We start from the raw sequence: 20,792 nt of genomic DNA, 5'->3' as shown, positions 1-20,792 counted from the left end.
AAAAGAACGTACACACCCACAACACCCCCCCCCCCGCCCCCCCGCCCCCCCCCCCCACCCCCCCCCCCCCCCCCCCCCCCCCCCCGCAACCGGTCACCTCGCGTACGGCGGGTTCGCCGGTTGGCTGGGCGGGCCTCCGCTGGCGCTCCGGCCGGCCCGCCCGGCGAGCCCGCCGCAGACTCGCCCAGGGTGCGCACACTGCCGCAGGCGGCGCGGACGGCTCTCGGAGCCACGACAAGGCAGCCACAGCCTTAGCCCAGCCGCCCACCTCCGGCGTCGGGCCGTCATCCTCGCGCCCGATGATCGAACGCAGCGCCACCGGCATCAAGGGCGCCTCCGGCGTCGCTTCGCGATGAGCTTCGCTCACCCTTGACCCCGGCACCGCCGCACTCAAGCTGGCAAGGGCGAGAACGACGGATCAGACCGCCCGACTCCTCCCGCGGCTGCCACTCTGCGTAGCCGGTCGCCAGGCACAGCTAAAGGCCGGTCCGCCACCATCCACAAAGGACTCGGGCGGACCGGCCTTGGGCCGTCTGTGGGCCGTCAGAGGTCCAAACCGGACCAGACTCAACCAGACCCGACCGACGCGAAAATGCAGGTCAGAGAGCTACGCAGGCGAAGACACCCAGGTCAGCGAGCCCAGTCGGCAGAAGTAGCACATTTACCAGAAGGAAGCATCCTGTACCGGTTGACCTGGGGATTTATGACTAGATAGGGGCCGAAAGTGGGGTCTGGGACGTCACCAGGACGTCAGCCGAACAACTCAGGCCGCCGGTTCCGGTTCGGCTAACGGACGGAAGACGTCGCTGCCAATCGCCTCATCCCCCTTGCAACTCGTCTCCATGACGCGGGTTTGCCACGGAGCGTGAACCCGCGCCCGAAGACTGAGCACGCAGAGAGTTCCTCGCTGCTTACGGCGTGCAGTCGCCTTCGGGCGCGGAAGGGTCCAGCCCGCGCCGGATCAGGAACGGGGGCCGAGTGTCCCCAACCAGCCCGCTAGTCGGCCGGATCCTCACCCGCTAGAAGTCTCGTCAGTCCGGCATCGTTCGCCAGCCGTTGAGTTTTCACTTCCTTCGCGAACCCCGCCACAGCGGCCGACAACCGAGCCAGCGAATCGGCTGGAGACAGCGCGGACGCGGCCAGTCGTTCGACGGTTTCCGCGTACGGAGCGGCCTGGCGACCGGACAGGAACAGGCCGCCGTGGTGGTGCGGGCAATACGCGACTGCCGAGTCATCTCGCTGCTGATACAAGCTGAACGCGTCCTCTGTCGCGGCCTGGTTGGAGACCACGCGGATCGTCACGGTCCGCGAGACCTCCATGAGATACCGCACCTGCCGCAGCATTACCTCGGCGTCGCCGAAATGGTTCCTCAGCGCCTCGGTGCCGACGAACATCTGCGCCGCGATCGGCTCCGCACCGAACAGAATCCCGTTGCGGGACAAGCGATTCTCTACAACTTGTTCCAGAACGCCCTTGTCCCGCAGGCCAGGGCCGAACGCCAGCCGCACGTAGTCGGGGATCTGCAGGAGATCCGGGATCAACAACGGAGCCCACAGCGTCACTGACGTCGCATCCTGTTCACGCGCGACCAGCATCGTGCACGCCTGCGGCCCGAAAATGAATCGGCTCGAACCCGCGACGCTGTGCGCCAGCGACATGATCCGCGCCTTCCGCTCCCCGACCACTCCGAGCGCGCCCAGCACGCCCGCTACGTCCTCCGGCGTCGGGACGCGCTCGCCCCGCTCCCAGTTCGACAACAGCGCTGGGTCCACCCCGACCCACCGGCCCAGCTCTCGCAAACCGGAGCTCGCCTCGATCCGGACATTTCGTAAAGCCGCGGCCAAGCTGCGCTCCTGCTGAGTCAGCATCTTCGAATCTCGCACCATCCACCACCTCCAGGTGCGGATAGTGCCTGTCATCAACCGCTGACACCCACATATCGTCAGCAACCGCAGACACTTGCTGCGGCAGCTGGATCGGCTCCAGCACCGCGTAGGGGTTCTGAATCGATTTTGTTTCCGGCAGGTTTTCGGGTTACCGTGTGCACCGTCACGTTCCCGCGACGTCAGCGCCGCCGTCTCGCGAACCCGTCACGAGCCGGGAGCTTGAGATGAGCAGCAGCCCGAACCCGACCGCCGCGGTGCACCGTGTGCTTGCCGACGTCACTGACCGGATCGCCGAGCGCAGTGCGGACACGCGGGCGGCGTACCTCGCCCGCAGCGCGGCCGCTTTCGAGGAGGGGCCGGTTCGCCGCGGCCTCGCTTGCAGCAACCTCGCGCACGGATTCGCCGCCATGGACGGCGTCGACAAGCAGGCCCTACGCCAGTTGCGCGCGCCTGGCGTGGCGATCGTGTCCTCCTACAACGACCTGCTCTCCGCTCACCAGCCGATGCAGGAGTACCCGGCCTGGCTCAAGAAATCAGTCCGTGCAGCCGGAGGGGTGGCCCAGTTCGCCGGCGGAGTGCCCGCGATGTGCGACGGCATCACGCAAGGTCGTCCGGGCATGGAATTGTCGCTGTTCAGTCGCGAAGTGATCGCGATGGCGACAGCGATCGCGTTGTCGCACGACATGTTCGACGCGTCGTTGCTGCTGGGTGTGTGCGACAAGATCGTGCCGGGATTGCTGATCGGTGCGCTGTCGTTCGGGCATCTCCCTGCGATTCTCGTGCCTGCTGGGCCGATGAATTCCGGTTTGCCCAATAAGGAAAAAGCCCGGGTGCGGCAGCTGTACGCCGAGGGGCTCGCGACGCGGGAAGACCTGCTCGACGCGGAAGCCGCCTCGTATCACTCAGCTGGCACTTGCACCTTCTACGGCACCGCCAACTCGAACCAGATGGTGGTCGAGGTGATGGGCCTGCATCTGCCCGGTGCGAGCTTTGTGCCGCCGAACACGCCGTTGCGCCAAGCGCTGACCGAAGAGGCTGGCCGGCGGGTCGTCGAGCTGTCCCGAGGCGAGGCGTACACGCCGATTTCGCAGGTGCTGGACGAGAAGGCGTTCGTGAACGGCATCGTGGCGCTGCTGGCCACCGGGGGATCGACGAATCACACGATGCACCTGGTGGCGATCGCCGCGGCGGCGGGGATTCAGCTGAGCTGGGACGACTTCTCGGACCTGTCGGCAGTCGTGCCGCTGCTGGCGCGCGTGTACCCGAACGGCAGCGCGGACATCAACCACTTCCACGCGGCCGGCGGCATCCAGTTCCTCGTCGGCACACTGCTCGACGCGGGACTGTTGCACGAAGACGTGCTCACCGTCGCGGGTCCTGGTCTGCGCCGGTACACGCAGGAGCCGATCTTGTCGGACGGCGAGCTGGTCTGGCGTGACGTGCCGACGCGCAGCCTCGACGAAGAGGTGCTGCGTCCGGTGTGGCGGCCGTTCGCTCCGGACGGCGGGCTGCGGATGGTCGAGGGCAACTTGGGCCGGGCGGTCACGAAGGTGTCGGCAGTCGCTCCGGAGCACCGCTTCGTGGAGGCACCGGCACGGGTTTTCACGTCACAGGAGGCGTTCCGGGACGCGTTCGAGGCCGGGGAGCTGGATCGGGACGTGGTCGTGGTGCTGCGCCAGCAGGGGCCGCAGGCGAACGGCATGCCGGAGCTGCACGGCCTGACCCCAGCGCTGGGCGTGTTGATGGACCGCGGTTTCCGGGTCGCACTGCTCACCGACGGACGGATGTCGGGTGCGTCGGGCAAGGTTCCGGCGGCGATTCAGGTGACCCCGGAGGCCGCGGTGGGCGGGCCGATCGCCCGGATCGCCGACGGGGACGTGGTCCGGTTCGACGCCCGGTCCGGAAGCTTGGACGTGCTGGTCGCGGACGACGAACTGGCGAGCCGGGACCTGTCGGACGCCCCGCCGTCGGAGGCCGCTTGGAGCGGGACCGGGCGGGAGCTGTTCGGTGCGTTGCGGCGTGCGGTCGGCCCGGCTGACCAGGGCGCGAGCGTGTTCGGGGCGCTCACGCCGGAGCTGGACCTCGCCCGGGGCGTTCCGCCATTCGGAAACGGGACAATGGGCGAGTCCCCCTATGCTCTCCAGACCCAGGAGGTCGGTCAGTGACCACCGGCACGGACCTGCTCGCCCTGTCCCCCGTGATGCCCGTCGTGGTGATCGACGACGTCGACGACGCGGTGCCGACGGCCCGCGCCCTGCTCGCGGGCGGGATCGGGGTGATCGAGCTGACGCTGCGCACGCCGGTCGCGCTGACCGCGATCGAGCGGGTGGCCGCGGAGGTGCCGGACATCGTCGTGGGCGCCGGCACGGTGACGTCGCCGGAGCAGGCGAAACAGGCCGCTGACGCGGGTTCGAAGTTCCTGGTGACGCCGGGCTGCACGGACGCGGTGCTGGACGCCGCGTTCGCGACGGGGCTGCCGTTCCTGCCGGGCGCGAGCACGGTGTCGGAGGCGATGCGGCTGGCCGAACGCGGGCTGAGCGCGTTGAAGTTCTTCCCGGCGGAGGCCAGCGGAGGCGCGGCGTTCTTGAAGTCGATCGCGGGACCGTTGCCGCAGCTGCAGTTCTGCCCGACCGGCGGGATCACGGTGTCGTCGGCCCCATCGTATCTGGCGCTGCCGAATGTCGGCTGCATTGGCGGATCGTGGCTGACCCCTGCGAAACTGTTGGCAGCTAAGGACTTCGCCGCGATCGAGAAGCTGGCCGCCGAAGCGGCCGCGCTTCGCTGAGCCGTTTCGGAAACCCGTCGCTTTCGCGCTGGAGGCGGCGGGTTTCCTTGTGCCGCAGGCCGATCACTCGACGGTGACGTCGTCCAGCATGCTGGCTTCCGCTCCGAATTCGCGAAGTTCGTCCCGGATCACCGTGTACGCCAAGCCTTGCGGGTAGCCCTTCCGCGCGAGGAACCCGAGCAGCCTGCGGATGGCGGTCTGTTCGTCTACGTTTCCGAGCGACCCGAGCCTCTTGCGCACCAGCTCGCGGGCGCGCTGTTCTTCGGAGTCCCGGTCGATTTCCTCCGCCGCCTGTGCCGCGATCTCCCCGTCGACGCCCTTGCGCCGCAGCTCCGCGACCAGCGCCGTACGCGACAGCCCTTGGTTGGCATGCCGATTGCGGACCCAGGTTTCGGCGAATTCAGCGTCGTTGACGAGACCGGCACGGTCGAGCTTGCCGAGCAGGGTTTCCACGGTCTCGCTGTCGAAACCCTTGCGCTGCAACGCCTGCCGCAGCTCGTCGGCAGTCCGCGGCCGAGCGGCGAGGAGGTCGAAGCAGATCTCCTTGGCCTTCTTGGCCCGCTCCTCCGGAGGCAACTCCGACGGCTCGACCTTCGGTGCCCTGGCCACGACCGAACTCCTCTTCCCGGCATCGTCCTCGGACGACGACGCCGTCACCTCTTCATCCGTTTCGCCGCCGGACGCCGCCACGACCCGAGCGCGAGTCCCGGCGAGCGAAAGCCGCCGAACTCGCACCGGTGCGGACCGACAAGCCTCACAGCGACCACTCGTATCCGGCAATCTCTGCTTGCCGGTGTTCCCGCTCTGCCTGCCGGTACTTCCACGGCCTCGGGCCGATCCTGCGCACCACGCCGACCGGCTCGCACCGCAGTCCGCTCGCGGCCCGCCACTGAACCACGCCCGCCCTGCCGGAGAAATCTTCCCGGCTGGGACCAGAGTTCCGACGCATCCGGAACACCGCCGCGCCCGGCGATGCCTCCGCGCCCGGCAACAACGCCGCGCCCGGCGACGACGCCGCACTTCGGCGATGCCGTCACGGCGAACCGCCTCGGCTTCGGCAGCGGACCGGTGCTCGGCCCGAGAACGGCCCGAGCACCGGGGAGGGAACCTGCCGATCCCCTCCCCTCCCCGGATCAGAAGTCGACCGGCGCGGGCACTGCCTCGGCCTCGGCGTCGACCTGCGGGCCGATGCCGAGCTTCTCCTTGATGCGCTTCTCGATCTCGTTGGCGATGTCCGGGTTGTCGCGCAGGAACCGGCGGGCGTTTTCCTTGCCCTGGCCGAGCTGGTCGCCCTCGTACGTGTACCAGGCGCCCGACTTGCGCAGGATGCCCTGGTCGACGCCCATGTCGATGAGCGAGCCCTCGCGCGAGACGCCCATGCCGTAGAGGATGTCGAACTCGGCCTGCTTGAAGGGCGGGGCCACCTTGTTCTTGACGACCTTCACGCGGGTGCGGTTGCCGACCGGCTCGCCGCCGTCCTTGAGCGTCTCGATGCGGCGCACGTCCAGCCGGACCGACGCGTAGAACTTCAGCGCCTTGCCACCCGTGGTGGTCTCCGGCGAGCCGAACATCACGCCGACCTTCTCGCGCAGCTGGTTGATGAAGATCGCGGTGGTGCCGGAGTTCGACAGCGCACCGGTGATCTTCCGCAGCGCCTGGCTCATCAGGCGGGCCTGGAGGCCGACGTGCGAGTCGCCCATCTCGCCCTCGATTTCCGCGCGCGGCACGAGGGCCGCGACGGAGTCGATGACCAGGATGTCGAGCGCGCCGGAGCGGATCAGCATGTCCGCGATCTCGAGCGCCTGCTCGCCGGTGTCCGGCTGGGACACGAGCAGCGCGTCGGTGTCGACGCCGAGCTTCTTCGCGTACTCCGGGTCGAGCGCGTGCTCCGCGTCGATGAACGCCGCGATGCCGCCGTTGCGCTGGGCGTTGGCCACCGCGTGCAGGGCGACCGTGGTCTTACCGGAGGATTCCGGTCCGTAGATCTCGACGACCCGGCCGCGCGGCAGGCCGCCGATGCCGAGCGCGACGTCGAGGGCGATCGCGCCGGTGGGGATCACGGCGATGGGCGGACGGGACTCCTCGCCGAGGCGCATCACCGAGCCCTTGCCGTACTGCTTGTCGATCTGCGCAAGGGCGAGCTCGAGCGCCTTGTCCTTGTCGGGTGCTGCTGGCATGGAAGTCCACCTCGCTGGTTGGGGCCTGTGTGTGTTCGGTTGTCCAGATCAAGCTTGCGGTTCAAGCTCTGTCCGGTCCGACGCTACGGGGAGGGACCGACAATTCCAGGCGCGGCGACCGATCTGTGGATCGCTGGCCCCGTTGTGCACAACACCATAGACGAACAGGTGTTCGAGGCTCGCGGCGACACGCCCATCCGCCGCGGTTTTCCCCCTTCGCGCCGGACGGAACCGGCAAACCCCAGGTCAGCGCCGTTCCGGCGGCACCTCGAACTCGACGCAGACCGCTCGCCAGATCTCCTTGGCCGGCGTTCCCGCGCTCAGCGCTTCTTCGACCGTGCGCCCGCCGAGCCCGCTGAACACGTGGTCCTTGGCGAGCATCTCGGCGCGTCCGGACCCGAACTCCTCGGCCATCAGCCGTCGGAACACCGTGATACGCATCGGGCGAATGCTAGCTTTCCCGCGCGAACGGGGATCACTCCCCCGGCTGGACGTTCTGTTCGAAGTAGTCGGCCAGCGCGCCCGGCGTGGCCGCCTGCCCGCCGGAATTCACCTGATAGAGGAACCCGACGAGCGGCCGGTCCTTCACGGTGAACACGAGGACCGCCGAGGACTGCCCGGCCGCCGCCGCGTAGTGCCCTTCGAGGGCGTTGCCCTTCCAGTCCGCTTCGGTGCGATCGCCGCCCGCGGAGGCGAGCAGTCCGTCGGTGTACTGCTTCAACTCCGCAGCCGACTGCCCCTGCACGTACGTCACCTGAGTGCCCGCACGCCCCGGCGCAGCGCACGTCGACGCAGGCCCGAGGCTCTTCGCTGGCGCGGCGGGACCGTTGCCCATGCCAGGAGCACAGCCGCCGTTGTCAGCGACTTTGCCGGCCAGTTGACGCATACAGCCGGTCATGCCGGACGAGTCGGCTTGGCCCGGCGTACGGCACTCTTCTGCGGTGTACGTCGTCACCGACGAGCCCTTTGTGGTCAGGAACACTGTCAAGCCCGCTGCGAGCACGATCACCACAGCCGCCGCGATACCGATCCACAGCTTGGTGCGGCCCTTCTTCTCCGGCGCAGCGGGCGTGTACGTCGGGAAGTTGGACGGTGCCGGCGAAGACTGGAACTGCGGCATCGGTTGCGGCTGCGTCGGCGAGTACCCCGCGTAGTTGCCCTGCGGCGCGGAAGGCGGCGCGTACGGCGCGCCTGACGCCACCTGACCCTCTACGTTCTGCGTACGCATCGAGAGGCCGTCTTTAGCGACATGCTGCGCGCCCAAGGCGACGGCTGTCTCAGGCTGGTCGAGGCTCGTGGGAACGACGCCGAGCTTCTCCGCGATCATCGACCCGACCAGCGGCAACCGGCTCGAACCGCCGACGAGGTAGATGCCGGCAAGCCGATCCGAGGTCAGCCCCGCCGAACGCAGTGTCCGCGACAGCAGCTCCACACTGCGCAGCATTGCCGGACGCACCAAGCCTTCGAGTTCTCCGCGCGTGACGAGCACGTCCTTGAACGGCTCCGGCATCGGCACCTCTGTCTGCGGATGCCGAGACAGTGCCTCCTTCGCGGCCTTCACGTCTTCTTGCAGCGCGCGTCGCGTACGCCGGTCCGCAGTGGACTCGGGACGAAGCAGCCGCTGCCAGCGCTGCGGGTCCGAATGCGACACCTCACGTCCGACGTGGACCATCAGAGCCTGGTCGACGTCGAGGCCACCGAGGTCGGGCAGACCGTCTTCGGCGAGCACCGTGTAGCCGTTCTGGTTCGCGCCGACGACTGCGACGTCGAACGTGCCCGCGCCGAGGTCGTACACCGCGAGAGCCTGCCCTGGAGCCAACGCGCGCTCAGGGAACGACGCGAAGTGCGCCGCGGCGGCGACTGGCTCCGGCACGAGGACGACGTTTCCGCGGACACCGGCCAGCCGAGCCGCGCTCAGCAGCACGTTGCGGCGCACCGGACCCCACTGCGCGGGGTGGGTGAGCCGGACCTCGTCCGGCTGTTCGCCGCCGAGCTGGCGCGTGGTCTCGTCGAGCACCCGGCGCAGGATCGCGGCGAGCGCTTCGTTGACCGGCACCACATCCGTGCCGAGCAGCAACGTCTGCTCGTCGATGCGCCGTTTAGGGTTGGGCTCGAACCGCGTCGGGTCGAGCCGCGCACGACGTTCGGCGTCCCGGCCGACCATGAGCGTGCCGTCTTCCCCGGCGAAGACCGCGGAGGGCATGTTGGCCGACCCGTCGACCTCGACGACGCGTGGCGGCCTGCCGTGCGCGGAAAGGACGGCAACGGTGTTGGACGTCCCGAGGTCCACCGACAGGATCCGCACAGTAATTTCCCCTCGACTCAAGCAGCGCTGGCGGAGATGCTGCCACGTGACCGGTCACCGTGCGTGCGGACCCGCGAAACTCGCGACGCGCGCAACCCCGGCCAACGTGAGAACGTCTCGTCTTCCAGGGACGGGGAGGCAATGACAGAGCTTGTGGACAAGACTCGCCGGGAACAGGTCGAGCAGGCGGCGGACGGCCCGGCGCGCTCGTGGCGGGCGACGGCGGGCAGATGGGGCCGTTCCGGCTACCTGCGCGCGGCAGCGCTGTACCTCGTGGTGCGGCTGGCCGGCCTCGGCGCGCTCGCCGCCATGGCCGCGCCCCGGGACCTGCCGTTCGGCGAACGGCTGCAGGCCTGGGACGGCTGGTGGTACCTGCAGATCGCGGAGCACAACTACACCGGCGTGAGCAATCCGCTCGACGCCGCCGGGCTGCCGTATCCCGACGCGTCGTACGGCTATTTTCCGCTGTACCCGGCCTTGACCAGGCTGCTCGAGAAGCTGCCCGGGGTGACCTACTACGGGGCGGGCGTCCTGCTGTCGACGCTGGCCGGAACAGCGGCGGCGATGGCGATGTACCGGATCGGCCGGTTCGTCCACAGCCAGCGAGCGGGGTTGCTGCTCGCCGTGCTGTGGGGTGCCGCGCCGATGGCGATCGCCGAAAGCATGGTGATGACCGAAGCGCTCTTCACCGCGCTCGCCGCGTGGGCGCTGGTCGGCGTGCTCGAACGCAGGTGGTACCTCGCTGCCATCGCGACGCTGTTCGCCGGGCTCACCCGGTCCACCGCGTGTGTGCTGGTCGCTGTCGTGGTGATCGCCGCGGCCATCGACGTATGGCGGAACAGGCAGCGGTGGAACGCTCTCGTGTGCGTCTTCGTCGCCCCGCTCGGCTTGCTCGGGTACTGGACGTTCGTGGCCGTGCAGACCGGCAGCTTGACCGGCTGGCAGGACGTGGAACTGCGCGGCTGGAACACGCGGTTCGACGCCGGCGGCGAAGCCTGGAAGTGGATCACGCAGACGCTGTTCACCTCGGGCAACGCGTGGGAGACGCTCGTCGTGCTCGTGACACTGGCGGCGATCGCGCTCGCGGTCATCTCCGTGACCGGTCGCCGGATGCCGTGGCCGCTGGCCGCCTACGCGGCAGGCGTCGTGGTGCTGGTCCTGTGCACTGCCGGGCTGCCCGCTTTGAAATCGAGGTTCCTGCTTCCCGGGTTCGCGCTCCTGCTGCCCGTCGCGATGGGGCTGGCCGGTCGCAAGAAGTCCACGATGATCGCCGCGACAACCGTGTTCGTGCTGGTCGGGGCGTGGTATTCGGCCTATTCGCTGACCGTGTGGAAGTACGCGATCTAAGCCGATCGGTCACCCACACAAGGGGGTCCGCCCCGGGTCGTCCTGCCCAGGCCCCGGAAATTGTCGGGGGCGCCGCGCATGATGGATCCCGTGGCAAACGACGTCCTCGACCTCTTCTCCCCGGCGACCCGCACCTGGTTCGCCGGAGCCTTCGCCGCCCCGACGGCCGCGCAGGAAGGGGCCTGGCGGGCCGCGCACGCCGGGCAGCACGCCCTGGTCGTGGCGCCCACCGGGTCCGGCAAGACGCTGTCCGCGTTCCTGTGGGCACTGGACCGGCTGGCGGCGGAACCGCCGCCGGCCAACCCGCGCGAGCGGTGCCGGATCCTGTACGTCTCGCCGCTGAAAGCGCTGGCGGTCGACGTGCAGCGCAACCTGCGCGCGCCGCTGGCGGGCATCTCCCAGGCCGCGCACCGGCTGGGCCTGTCCGCGCCGGAGATCGAGGTCGGCATGCGCACCGGCGACACCACGGCGGCGGAGCGCCGGTCGTTCGGGAAGACCCCGCCGGACGTGCTGGTCACCACGCCGGAGTCGCTGTTTCTCATCCTCACGTCCTCGGCGCGGGAATCGTTGAAGGGCGTCGAGACGGTCATCGTCGACGAGGTGCACGCCGTCGCGGGCGGCAAACGCGGCGCGCACCTGGCGTTATCGCTGGAACGGCTCGACGCGCTGCTGCCCAAACCGGCCCAGCGCATCGGGCTGTCGGCCACCGTGCGCCCGATCGACGAGGTGAGCGCGTTCCTCGCCGGCGGCCGTCCGGTCACCGTGGTGCAGCCGAAGCTCGCGAAGACGATCCAGGTGCGGGTGGAGGTGCCGGTCGAGGACATGGCGAACCTCGACGGTCCGGCTCCGTCGCCGATGGAGCGGCTCGACGACCTCACGTCGCTGACGCAACTGCCGTCCGAGGGCGGGATCGGCACCCAGGAGGAGGTCGCGGGCGCGGCGGTGAAGCGGCCGTCGATCTGGCCCGCGGTCGAGGAACGGGTGCTGGAGCTGATCCGTGCACACCGCTCCACCATCGTGTTCGGCAACTCGCGGCGGCTCACCGAACGGCTCACCGCGCGGCTCAACGAACTCGCGTCCGAGCAGACCGGTCTGTCTCACAGCGATGCGTTCCCGGCCGAGGCGGTCGGGCAGTCCGGAGTCACGACCGGCGCGGAGCCGGTCATCGCGCGGGCGCACCACGGGTCGATGTCCCGCGAGCAGCGCACCCATGTCGAGGAGGAACTGAAATCCGGGCGGCTGCCGTGCGTGGTGGCCACGTCGTCGCTCGAACTCGGCATCGACATGGGCGCGGTGGATCTGGTGGTGCAGATCGAGGCCCCGCCCACGGTGGCGTCCGGGCTGCAGCGCGTCGGCCGGGCCGGGCACCAGGTCGGCGCGGTGTCGTCCGGCGTGATGTTCCCGAAGTTCCGCGGCGATCTGGTGTCGTGCGCGGTCGTCGCGGAACGGATGGCGACCGGGGCGATCGAGGCGGTGCGGTACCCGCGCAATCCGCTCGACGTGCTCGCCCAGCACGTCGTGGCGATGGTGGCGCTCGAACCGTGGACGGTGCCGGAGCTGGCGGCGCTCGTCCGGCGCGCGGCGCCGTTCAGTTCGCTGCCGGACGACGCGCTGCACGCGGTTCTCGACATGCTCGCCGGCCGCTACCCGAGCGAGGAGTTCGGCGAGCTGCGGGCGCGGATCACGTGGGACCGGGTCGGCGGCGAGCTGCGCGGACGGCCGGGTTCGCAACGGCTGGCGGTCACGTCCGGCGGCACCATCCCCGACCGCGGGCTGTTCACCGTGATGACGCCGGGCGACGAGGGCAAACCCGGCTCGCGCGTGGGCGAGTTCGACGAGGAAATGGTGTACGAATCGCGAGTCGGCGACACGATCCTGCTCGGCACCTCGTCGTGGCGGATCACCGACATCACCCATGACCGGGTGATCGTCGTGCCCGCTCCCGGCCAGCCCGCCCGGATGCCGTTCTGGAAGGGCGACGCCGCGGGACGGCCGCTGGAACTGGGGCGGGCGCTCGGCGCGTTCGTCCGCGAACTGTCCACTTCGGACACCGCGGCGGCGAGGGACCGGGCCGCCGCGGCCGGGCTCGACCAGCGCGCCTGCGACAACCTGCTGGCGTATCTGGAAGAACAGAAGTCGGCGACCCGGCACGTGCCCAACGACCGCGTCATCCTGCTCGAGCGCTACCGCGACGAACTGGGCGACTGGCGGATCGTCCTGCACTCGCCGTTCGGCGCGCAGGTGAACGCTCCGTGGGCGCTCGCGATCGCCGCGCGGTTGCGGGAAAACCGCGGCGTTGACGCCCAGGTGGCGCATTCCGACGACGGCATCGTGCTGCGGCTGCCCGACGCCCTCGACGCCGACGGCGGCGAAGTCGCCATCACCGCCGACGACGTCCTGCTGGATCCGGAGGAGGTCGAGCAGCTGATCGTGGCGGAGGTCGGCGGCTCGGCGGTTTTCGCGGCGCGGTTCCGGGAGTGTGCGGCACGCTCGCTGCTGCTGCCGCGCCGGGACCCTCGTCGGCGCACACCGTTGTGGCAGCAACGGCAACGAGCGTCGCAGCTGTTGTCGGTGGCGGCGAAGTACGAGCGGTTCCCAGTCGTGCTGGAGGCCATGCGCGAGGTACTCCAGGACGTCTACGACGTCGGCGGCCTGCGGGAGCTGATGTCCGACGTCCGGGCGCGGAAGGTGCGGCTCGTCGAGGTGGAGACGCCGGCCCCGTCGCCCTTCGCTCGAAGCCTGTTGTTCGGTTACGTCGGGATGTTCCTGTACGAGACGGACGCTCCGCTGGCCGAACGGCGAGCCGCCGCGCTGTCGCTGGATTCCGCGCTGCTGGCGGAATTGCTGGGCACCGAGGCGATTCGAGAGCTGCTCGATCCCGAAGCCGTGGCCGAGGTCGAACGGTCGTTGCAGCGGCTCGATCCGGATCGGCACGCCCGGTCGGCGGAGGACGCGGCCGACCTGCTGCGGTTCCTCGGCGATCTGTCCGTCGCGGAAGCCGCGGAACGAGGGATCCAGCCGGAATGGCTGGAGGAACTCGCGTCGGCGCGGCGCGCCATCCAGGTGCGCATCGGCGGCGAGGAACGCTATCTGGCCATCGAGGACGCGGGGCGGGTGCGGGACGCGCTGGGCGTCGCGCTTCCGGTCGGCGTGCCCGAGGCGTTCACCGAGCCGGTGGCGGATCCGCTGGGCGACCTGCTCGGCCGCTACGCGCGGACCCGCGGTCCGTTCTCCGCGACAGCCGCGGCAAATCGGTTCGGGTTGGGCACCGCCGTCGTCACCGGCGTGCTCGACCGGCTCACCGGTGAAGGCAGGCTGGTCCGCGGCGAGCTGAGTCCGGTCGGGCATCCGGAAACCCATGGCGTGGGCGTCGAATACTGCGACGCGGCCGTACTGCGGCGGTTGCGGCGGGCGTCGCTCGCCCGGCTGCGGGCAGAGGTCGAGCCCGTGGAACCGGCGGCGCTGGGCCGGTTCTTGCCCGCGTGGCACGGAATCGGCGCGCGCCTGCGGTCCGCGCCGACGGCCGACGACGTGTTGTCGGTGGTCGAACAGCTGGCTGGGGCGCCCTTGCCGGCGAGCGCGGTCGAGTCGCTGATCCTGCCGAGCCGGTTGCCGGGCTACTTCCCCGCGTTGCTCGACGAACTCACCACCGCGGGCGAGGTCACCTGGGCGGGCTGCGGCTCTCTCGCCGGCGGGGACGGCTGGCTGGCGCTGGCTCCGTCCGACGTCGCGGATCTCCTGCTGCCCGAGGTCGAGGAGAATCCGCCGACCAGCCCGCTGCACGAAGCGATCGTGGCGGCGCTGGAAGGCGGAGCGTTGTTCTTCCGGCAGCTCGTCGACCGCGTCACGCCGGGTCTGGAGCAACCGCCGGACGACGGGGCCGTGGTGGCCGCGCTGTGGGACCTGGTGTGGGCCGGGTTGGTCACCGGCGACACGCTCGCGCCGCTGCGCGCGCAGGTCGCTGGCCACGGCGCGCACAAACCGCGGCGACAAGCGCCCCGCGGCCGATACGCCCGGATGCGCGCCGGCCGTCCGGCGATGCCTTCGCGCACCGGGCCGCCGACCGTGGCGGGTCGTTGGGCGCTGACCCCGCCGCGGGAGGCCGATCCGACTCGTCGTGCCCATGCCCGCACCGAGGCGTTCCTGGAACGGCACGGCGTCCTCACCCGGGGCGCGCTCGACACCGAACGGGTCACCGGCGGATTTTCCGGGATCTACAAGGTGTTGCGCGGCATGGAAGACACCGGACAGGTCATCCGCGGCTATGTCGTCGAAGGTCTGGGTGCCGCACAGTTCGCCGCGAAGGGCGCGGTCGACCGGCTGCGTGCTCTGTCCAGCACGGCCCCCTCCCCTGCTGGCCGAAACGACAACGCCCGAGCGGTTGTTCTCGCCGCCGCGGACCCAGCGCAGCCATACGGTGCGGCTCTGTCCTGGCCTGCCGCGACGGGTGACACGAAACACCGCCCGGCGCGGAAAGCCGGAGCGCTGGCGGTGCTGGTCGACGGGGTCCCGGCCCTGTATGTCGAACGCGGCGGCCGCTCCTTGCTGAGCTTCACCGAGGAACGCGGCTCGCTGCAAGCCGCCGCGGCCGCGTTGTCGACCGCGGTCCGGGAAGGCTGGCTGGGTCAGCTGGCCGTCCAGCGCGCGGACGGAGAACACGCCCTGACCTCGGAGCTGGCCGAGATCCTCCAGGAAGCCGGCTTCCGCGCGACGCCGAAGGGACTCCGTTTGAGAGCTTGACTTTTGCCGGTGCTGCTCGGCCACAACGCGAGTGCGTGCGGCCCGTGGTTCCGCCGAGAGGTCGGTGCCGTCGGGCGTGCCCGGTGTACCCGCGTCGGGGAAGCAGGTGGTGTCACTAGACTTCTCGTGGCCCCCCGGTGGACAAAGGACGTTCGATCATGGCGATGCGCGAGTTGCGCTACTTCGGTGACCCGGTGCTCAAGTCCGTGTGCGACCCGGTGACCACCTTCGACAGCAAGATCGAGGCGCTGGTGAAGGACCTCCTCGACAGCGTGAAGCCGGAGGGCAGGGCCGGGCTCGCGGCACCGCAGATCGGGGTCGGGCTGCGGGTGTTCAGCTACGACGTCGGCGGGCTGACCGGATATGTCATCAACCCGGAGATCGTCCACCTCTCCGAGGAAACGCACGAAATCGGCGAGGGCTGCCTGTCCGTGCCGGAGCTGTGGTTCCCGACGGTCCGCGCGAAGCACGCCGTGGTGCGCGGCGTCGACCTGCGGAACGAGCCGATCGAGGTCGAGGGCGTCGACGTGCTGGCCCAGTGTCTCCAGCACGAAACCGACCACCTCGACGGGAAGCTCTATCTCGACCGGCTCACCCCCGAACGGAAGAAGCAGGCATTGCGCGAGGCGCGGGGCAAAGACTGGTTCTGGAACCGCTGACCGGCGACGACGTCCGGGCGGTGACGAGCCGAAGCACCGTGCCGTCGTCCGGGTTGGTTTCGACCTGCAGTCCGGCGCGAACGGCAGTCCGGGCCATAGCGTCGTTGCCGGGGAGGCAGAACGCGGTCAGCTCCGTGGTCCCGGCGGCCTCGGCGAGGGCGGCCAGCCGCGCGAGCAACGCGGTGCCGATTCCCTTTCGCTGCCACGCGTCCTCGACGAGCAGGGACACCTCGGGCGTGCCGTCGAGCTGAGAAATCAGCTGTCCGAACCCGATCACGTCTCGGCCGCACACCGCGAGCAAGCTGGTTCCGCGCGGCGGCATGAGCAAGCGGTGCAGCCACTTTCGGGGAACCGTGCGCAGGCCGGTGTGGTAGCGGTTGAACAACGTCTTCGCCGAACACCGCAGATGCACCGCGCCGATCGCGTCGACGTCTCGCGGAGTGCCGAGGCGCAGGACAACCGCCGCGCCGTCTGGACGGTCGAGCACTACCGGCCCGGCTACGTTCTTCTCCGCTGCGGCGAGCAGTTCCAGGAACGCTGTCGCCTGAGCGAGTTCGGGTTCGGCGAAGGCCACCCACCTTCGGCGGGCGACGAACGCTTGTCCGTCACCGAAGGGAAAGACCGCGCGGTGCCCGCCTTCCGTGCGCCCCGGGTTGGCTTCGGTTGCCGGGACGATCGTGACGAGGTCGGCGGAGAGGACCATCCGCAGCATCGGGGCTCGGCAGCCGGGATCGGCGATCGCCCGCCGAGCGGCGACGAGGGCCGTTGCGGCCGAGTCGCGAAGGCCGCGAACGGTGGTTTCGGCGATGGCCTCTCGTCCGGTGGTGCCTGGAGCACGCAACTCTCCAGCTCCAGCAGCCGTCTTTCCCTGAGCGGGGACGGGAGGTGCTGTCGGGGAAGGCCGGTCCCGGATATCCGCTCCGCTCTGCGACTCGTCGGCGGCGGGAAGTTCTGGTGACCGCGGAATCTGACGTTCTCCGGCGTCGGTACCAGGACCAGCTGCGCGACCAGTCAGCGCAGGCGAGTCCCGGACATCGCCGATGCACCACTCCCCCGTGACGGGGAGCGCGATGGCGCCCGGAGCGGCGTCTTTGGGGTACGTCTTTTCCGGGGCGGTGAGGTGAGAGAGGCTGGAGACATCAGCGTCGGAAACGGCCTCTCGGTCAATAGTGACGACATTTGGGGGCGGTTTTTCCGCAGTGGGGAGAGCCTTCGCCTGAATACTGCGTTCCCCCGAACTGGTCTTAGGAGCAGCCTCTCGACCGGCGGGCGACGCTGGTGAAGGAGTGCGGAGTTCGCGCGCGAGAGCCGCCCGCGTATCCCCGTCAGTGAGGACCGCAGTGGCCGTCGGAGCACCATCGTGGAGTTGGTGTGCACGCTTCTCCACGCCTGCACGGGGCGTCGTTGCGCTCGGAACACCGTAGTGCCTGGCAGTTTCCGAGGTTCTTTCCCCGGCACCCGGGGCATCGGGTGGGGGCTCGGCGGGTGGCTCCTTGGCTTCGGGGAGCGCAGTTGTTGAAGGGACAGGGAGGTTCCGGATATCGGCTTCGGAGGTTGTCCTCGGGTCGGTGATCGGGGTGAGGAGTTCCCAGGCGTCGGTGATCGGCTCATCGGCGGCGGGCGGGGCGGTAACCGGGACGTGAGGATCGGGGATGGTGGTTTCGGTCATTCCCAGGCAATCGCCGCCTTCGTCGCGGAGGGCGTCTAGCAAAAGGTGCTGGGGCAGGCCTGCTGCTGGACGCAGGACGAATTCGTCTAGGACGCCGCCGGGGGCTGGGTGTCTGGTGAGGCCGAGGACGCGGCATTCGAGGTCGGCTAGCCGGATTGCGAAGCGGGCCAGCGTTCCGGGGTGGTCGTCGGAGCGTACGCGCACTCGCCAGGCGCGGGTCGTTTGCGGGTTTTCGTTGGGGTGAACGGGGTTTAGTTCGGGACGAGCACGCTGGAGGTGTGCGGGCTCGACGGGGAGGGCGTTCGCGAAAAGGCTGCGGGGCGTAGAAGGCATGTCCATGGGACTTACCGTTCCCGACGCACGTAACCGGGGGCGTTCTGTGGTGTTTCGGGTGTGTCAGAGGGTGGCCGGAAGTGTGTGATCTGCGGGAAACAGGGGGCGCGGGTCAGCGTGGGGCGAGGAGGCGGAATTCGTTGTCTTCCGGGTCGGTGAAGTCGGTTTGGCGGGGCTGATCGCTGGCGACCAGGCGGGCACCGGCGGTGTGGATGCGACGGGTTTCGGTGGCGAGGTCGTCGTCGAGGGTGAGGGCCAGGTCCAGGCGGAGGCGGCTTTTGCCGTTTTTCGGGGTTTTCGCGCGGAGGAATTCGAGGGCGGGGCCGCGGCCGGTGGGGTTGCGCAGGGTGGTGATGGCGGGTTGTTCGGCGGCGATCGGCCACGCGGTGAGCGGGGACCAGAAACGGGCGAGGCGCGCGGGGTCCTCCGCGTCGACGACGATCGCGGCCAGGGCACCGGAATTGGCGTAGTCCTCGCGGGGTTCGAGGACGCAGAATTCATTGTCTTCGGGGTCGGCGAGGACGATCCACGGGACGTCACGCTGGCCGATGTCGATCGGGCGCGCGCCCAGGGAGACGGCTCGGGCGACGGTTTCGCGCTGGTTTTCGGCGGAGCTGCTGGAGAGGTCCAGGTGGAGACGGTTTTTGCCGGTCTTCGGGCAGGACGACTGGGCGAAGACCAGGTTGAGGTCGCAGCCGTCAGCTGCTGGGGGCTGGACGGTGACGTCCGTGGTCAGCTGCCAGCCGAGGAGGCCGGCCCAGAAGCGGGCCAGGCGTGCCGGTTGTTCGGCGGCGGTGGCCAGAGGTTAACCAGACGTGGTGCCATGCCGCCACGGTAACGGGGCGGGCCGACAAAACCGCGGCGCAGCGGGATGCGGGGAAAGAACTGTGCCGGCAAGCGCGGGGGTATCGCGCTTGCCGGCACAGCCGGATCGCCACGGTGGTCCAGTCAGAAGGCAGCCGGAGGAACCGGGAAGCTTCCCCGCTTTCGGTTCTCGGCGGTCATCTCGTGGCCAGTCGCAGCAGGGCCCAGGCCTGGGCGGACAGCTCGTGGTCGCCGTCGGTGTGGACCATGGTCACCGGGACTCTTCCCCACAACCAGAGGTACACGTTCGAGGGCGAGCCGGTGACGATCGCGTCCGCGGCGTCGGCTTCTCGGGGTGAGCAGCGCCAGGCCTCTGTCTCGCCGGGGCCCGCTCTCGCGATCCAGCTGTGGCCTCCGGTGTGGAAACCCACTGTGCCGTTTCGGGTTCCCGAGATGCCCATGGTGGTGAGCTTGTGTCCGAAGTAGAGGGTGAGGGCCTCGTCGACGCCGTCGGCGGCCAGATCGTCGGGGACTGCCGAGTCGTCGATTCCGGCCGCGTTTTCGGCGTCCACCCGGTGCACGAGGGTTTCGTGAAGCATGCGGCGGCGCCAGAAACCGTGGGTCGGATCGGCGGACCACCAGGTGGCGGCCCGGGTGGCCGGGTCGTGGTCAGCCAGTTCAACCTCGAGCTCGGTGCGGGCGACGGAGTAGAAATCGACCACTGGCTGGCCGGGCGGGGGGTCGCGCCACGTTTCGGGGCGGCGGCCTTCGCGAATCCAGCCGAGCGCCTGCCAGTACACGCCGCCGACGTGTTTGAGCAGCTCGTTCAGGGTCCAGCCGGGGGCGGTGGGCACCGGCGAATCGGGCGACGCCGAGTGCGCCACCTCCCCCAGGAGCCGCGCCTCCACGGAGAACGCCTCGAGCAGTCGTCCGTGGTCGACCGTGCCGAGTTCACGCGACATGAGCTTCCCCGGACATCGGCAGGCCGTGCACGACCCGGCGGACCAGTTCGAGGAACTGGGCGGTCGCCTGCAGCAGGCCCGCGGCCAGGTCGGCGCTGACGCGGCCGGTGATGCCGGCTTCGGCGGCGGCCCGGGTTTCCGAATGGTCGGCGAAGAACGCTGACCATTCCCGCAGCTCGGGGGCTACGGCGTCGAGCAGCACCCAGCCGCTGGCGGGACGGCCCCGGCCCCGGCGCGGACGGCCTCGGACGGCGAGCACCGCCCCGGCTCCGCGCAGGGCGGCCAGGTAGGCGCCGATGAAGCGTTCGGCTGGGTCTCGTTCGTTGACCGCGTGGTCGAGTCCGCGATTGGCCTGGGCGAGGAGGGCGACTGCCTCGGGCGCGGCCGGCGGGCGCAGGGACAGCGGGAGCTGGGGCTGACCCTGGGCGCTGGAGCGGCGGGTGGACGGTTCGGCGGAGGGCCGGACCGCAGCTCGGGTGCGGTGGACGACCTGCCTCGGGGGCGGGGAACTGGGCAGGGTGGGTTCGGGGACGTGGTGCACGGTTGGCCTGGGGGTGCGCTCGGGGTGGGGCGCTGCGGTGGGGCTGGTCTCTGGCGTGAGGGGCAGCGCGGGGTGGATTGCCGGAGCGGTGGGCTGGGCAGGGCCGGGCTGGGGAGCTGACGGTGCTGCGGAGTCGCGGGTTTGCGCGGCTGGGCCGGTTTTCGCGGCGGGGTGGGCTGCGCTGTCTGCTGGAGCGGACGGGCGGGGCTCCGTTGCTTGGACACGGGGCTGGCCAGCGTCAGATACCGGAATCGGCAACGCGGCGGAGGTGCTTACCGCCGCAGGCCGCCGACCCGGGGCAGCTACCGAAGCCGATTCAGCGGAGCTCGCCACCGCACCGGACGACATCTCGGGTTCGGTTGGTCGAACGTGGGGTTGGTCAGCGCCAGCCACGGGAATCGGCAACGCCACGGAAGCGCTCCCCGCCGCAGACGGCCGACGCGTGCCCGCCTCCGAAGCAGATCCAGCAGAACTGGCCGCCGAAGCAGACGACAGACCCGTTTCTCGAACGTCGTGCTGGCCAGCGCCAGACACCGGAGCCGCCGACACCGCGGAAGTGCTTCCCGCCGCAGGCTGCGGGCCT

General features: G+C 69.9%; 14 protein-coding genes. 5 read left to right on the top strand and 9 right to left on the bottom strand.

Features of this window, described 5'->3' with window-relative positions; translation table 11 throughout:
* Positions 1 to 996: 996 nt before the first annotated feature.
* Entirely contained in the window at positions 997 to 1,869 is an 873-nt protein-coding gene (locus tag ACZ63D_RS36685) for a helix-turn-helix domain-containing protein (protein ID WP_465358921.1), read from the bottom strand.
* Between the two features lie 242 nt (positions 1,870 to 2,111).
* Between ACZ63D_RS36685 and edd the strand changes: the two genes are divergently transcribed.
* Both edd and eda read left to right on the top strand, forming a co-directional pair.
* On the top strand, positions 2,112 to 4,052 hold the full coding sequence (gene edd / locus ACZ63D_RS36680; protein WP_465358920.1) for a phosphogluconate dehydratase: 1,941 nt from the start codon (positions 2,112 to 2,114) through the stop codon (positions 4,050 to 4,052).
* The gene (gene eda / locus ACZ63D_RS36675) at positions 4,049 to 4,672 is read left to right on the top strand and encodes a bifunctional 4-hydroxy-2-oxoglutarate aldolase/2-dehydro-3-deoxy-phosphogluconate aldolase (protein WP_465358919.1); all 624 of its coding nucleotides are present in this window, start codon (positions 4,049 to 4,051) and stop codon (positions 4,670 to 4,672) included. Before edd ends, eda begins: the two co-directional genes overlap by 4 nt.
* A gap of 63 nt (positions 4,673 to 4,735) precedes the next feature.
* Here the strand turns inward: eda and ACZ63D_RS36670 are convergent, their stop codons facing one another.
* The 4 genes from ACZ63D_RS36670 to ACZ63D_RS36655 all read right to left on the bottom strand — a co-directional run bounded on the left by ACZ63D_RS36670 (position 4,736) and on the right by ACZ63D_RS36655 (position 9,154).
* Positions 4,736 to 5,281, bottom strand: a complete 546-nt coding sequence (locus ACZ63D_RS36670) for a regulatory protein RecX (RefSeq protein WP_465358918.1) — start codon at positions 5,279 to 5,281, stop codon at positions 4,736 to 4,738.
* Between the two features lie 524 nt (positions 5,282 to 5,805).
* The gene (recA, locus tag ACZ63D_RS36665; protein ID WP_465358917.1) at positions 5,806 to 6,849 is read right to left on the bottom strand and encodes a recombinase RecA; all 1,044 of its coding nucleotides are present in this window, start codon (positions 6,847 to 6,849) and stop codon (positions 5,806 to 5,808) included.
* A 246-nt stretch (positions 6,850 to 7,095) separates the two neighbouring features.
* A complete protein-coding gene (locus ACZ63D_RS36660; RefSeq protein WP_037713086.1) occupies positions 7,096 to 7,290 on the bottom strand; it encodes a DUF3046 domain-containing protein in 195 nt (64 codons plus the stop codon).
* Positions 7,291 to 7,324: 34 nt separating this feature from the next.
* Positions 7,325 to 9,154 carry an Hsp70 family protein gene (locus ACZ63D_RS36655; protein ID WP_465358916.1) on the bottom strand — a complete coding sequence of 610 codons (1,830 nt, stop codon included), beginning with the start codon at positions 9,152 to 9,154 and terminating at the stop codon, positions 7,325 to 7,327.
* A gap of 141 nt (positions 9,155 to 9,295) precedes the next feature.
* Between ACZ63D_RS36655 and ACZ63D_RS36650 the strand changes: the two genes are divergently transcribed.
* The 3 genes from ACZ63D_RS36650 to def all read left to right on the top strand — a co-directional run bounded on the left by ACZ63D_RS36650 (position 9,296) and on the right by def (position 15,900).
* Positions 9,296 to 10,501: a hypothetical protein gene (locus tag ACZ63D_RS36650; protein WP_465358915.1), complete on the top strand. Its 1,206-nt coding sequence runs from the start codon at positions 9,296 to 9,298 to the stop codon at positions 10,499 to 10,501.
* Positions 10,502 to 10,579: 78 nt separating this feature from the next.
* Entirely contained in the window at positions 10,580 to 15,241 is a 4,662-nt protein-coding gene (locus tag ACZ63D_RS36645; protein WP_465358914.1) for an ATP-dependent helicase, read from the top strand.
* Positions 15,242 to 15,399: 158 nt separating this feature from the next.
* Positions 15,400 to 15,900, top strand: a complete 501-nt coding sequence (gene def / locus ACZ63D_RS36640) for a peptide deformylase (RefSeq protein WP_452074446.1) — start codon at positions 15,400 to 15,402, stop codon at positions 15,898 to 15,900.
* Here the strand turns inward: def and ACZ63D_RS36635 are convergent.
* The 4 genes from ACZ63D_RS36635 to ACZ63D_RS36620 form a co-directional block, all read right to left on the bottom strand.
* Complete coding sequence (locus ACZ63D_RS36635) at positions 15,833 to 16,741, bottom strand: GNAT family N-acetyltransferase (protein ID WP_465358913.1); 909 nt, start codon at positions 16,739 to 16,741, stop codon at positions 15,833 to 15,835. The two genes, def and ACZ63D_RS36635, sit on opposite strands and share 68 nt — an antisense overlap.
* Positions 16,742 to 18,014: 1,273 nt before the next feature.
* The gene (locus ACZ63D_RS36630; RefSeq protein ID WP_465359014.1) at positions 18,015 to 18,638 is read right to left on the bottom strand and encodes a VOC family protein; all 624 of its coding nucleotides are present in this window, start codon (positions 18,636 to 18,638) and stop codon (positions 18,015 to 18,017) included.
* Between the two features lie 265 nt (positions 18,639 to 18,903).
* On the bottom strand, positions 18,904 to 19,668 hold the full coding sequence (locus ACZ63D_RS36625; protein WP_465358912.1) for a maleylpyruvate isomerase N-terminal domain-containing protein: 765 nt from the start codon (positions 19,666 to 19,668) through the stop codon (positions 18,904 to 18,906).
* Complete coding sequence (locus tag ACZ63D_RS36620; RefSeq protein WP_465358911.1) at positions 19,658 to 20,209, bottom strand: SAV_6107 family HEPN domain-containing protein; 552 nt, start codon at positions 20,207 to 20,209, stop codon at positions 19,658 to 19,660. The genes ACZ63D_RS36625 and ACZ63D_RS36620 overlap by 11 nt, the downstream gene beginning before the upstream one ends.
* Positions 20,210 to 20,792 lie beyond the last annotated feature (583 nt).

This window comes from Amycolatopsis sp. NPDC104775, assembly GCF_055583325.1.
The sequence above is the reverse complement of the archived record's forward strand: the minus strand, read 5'-3'. Positions and strand labels throughout refer to the sequence as shown.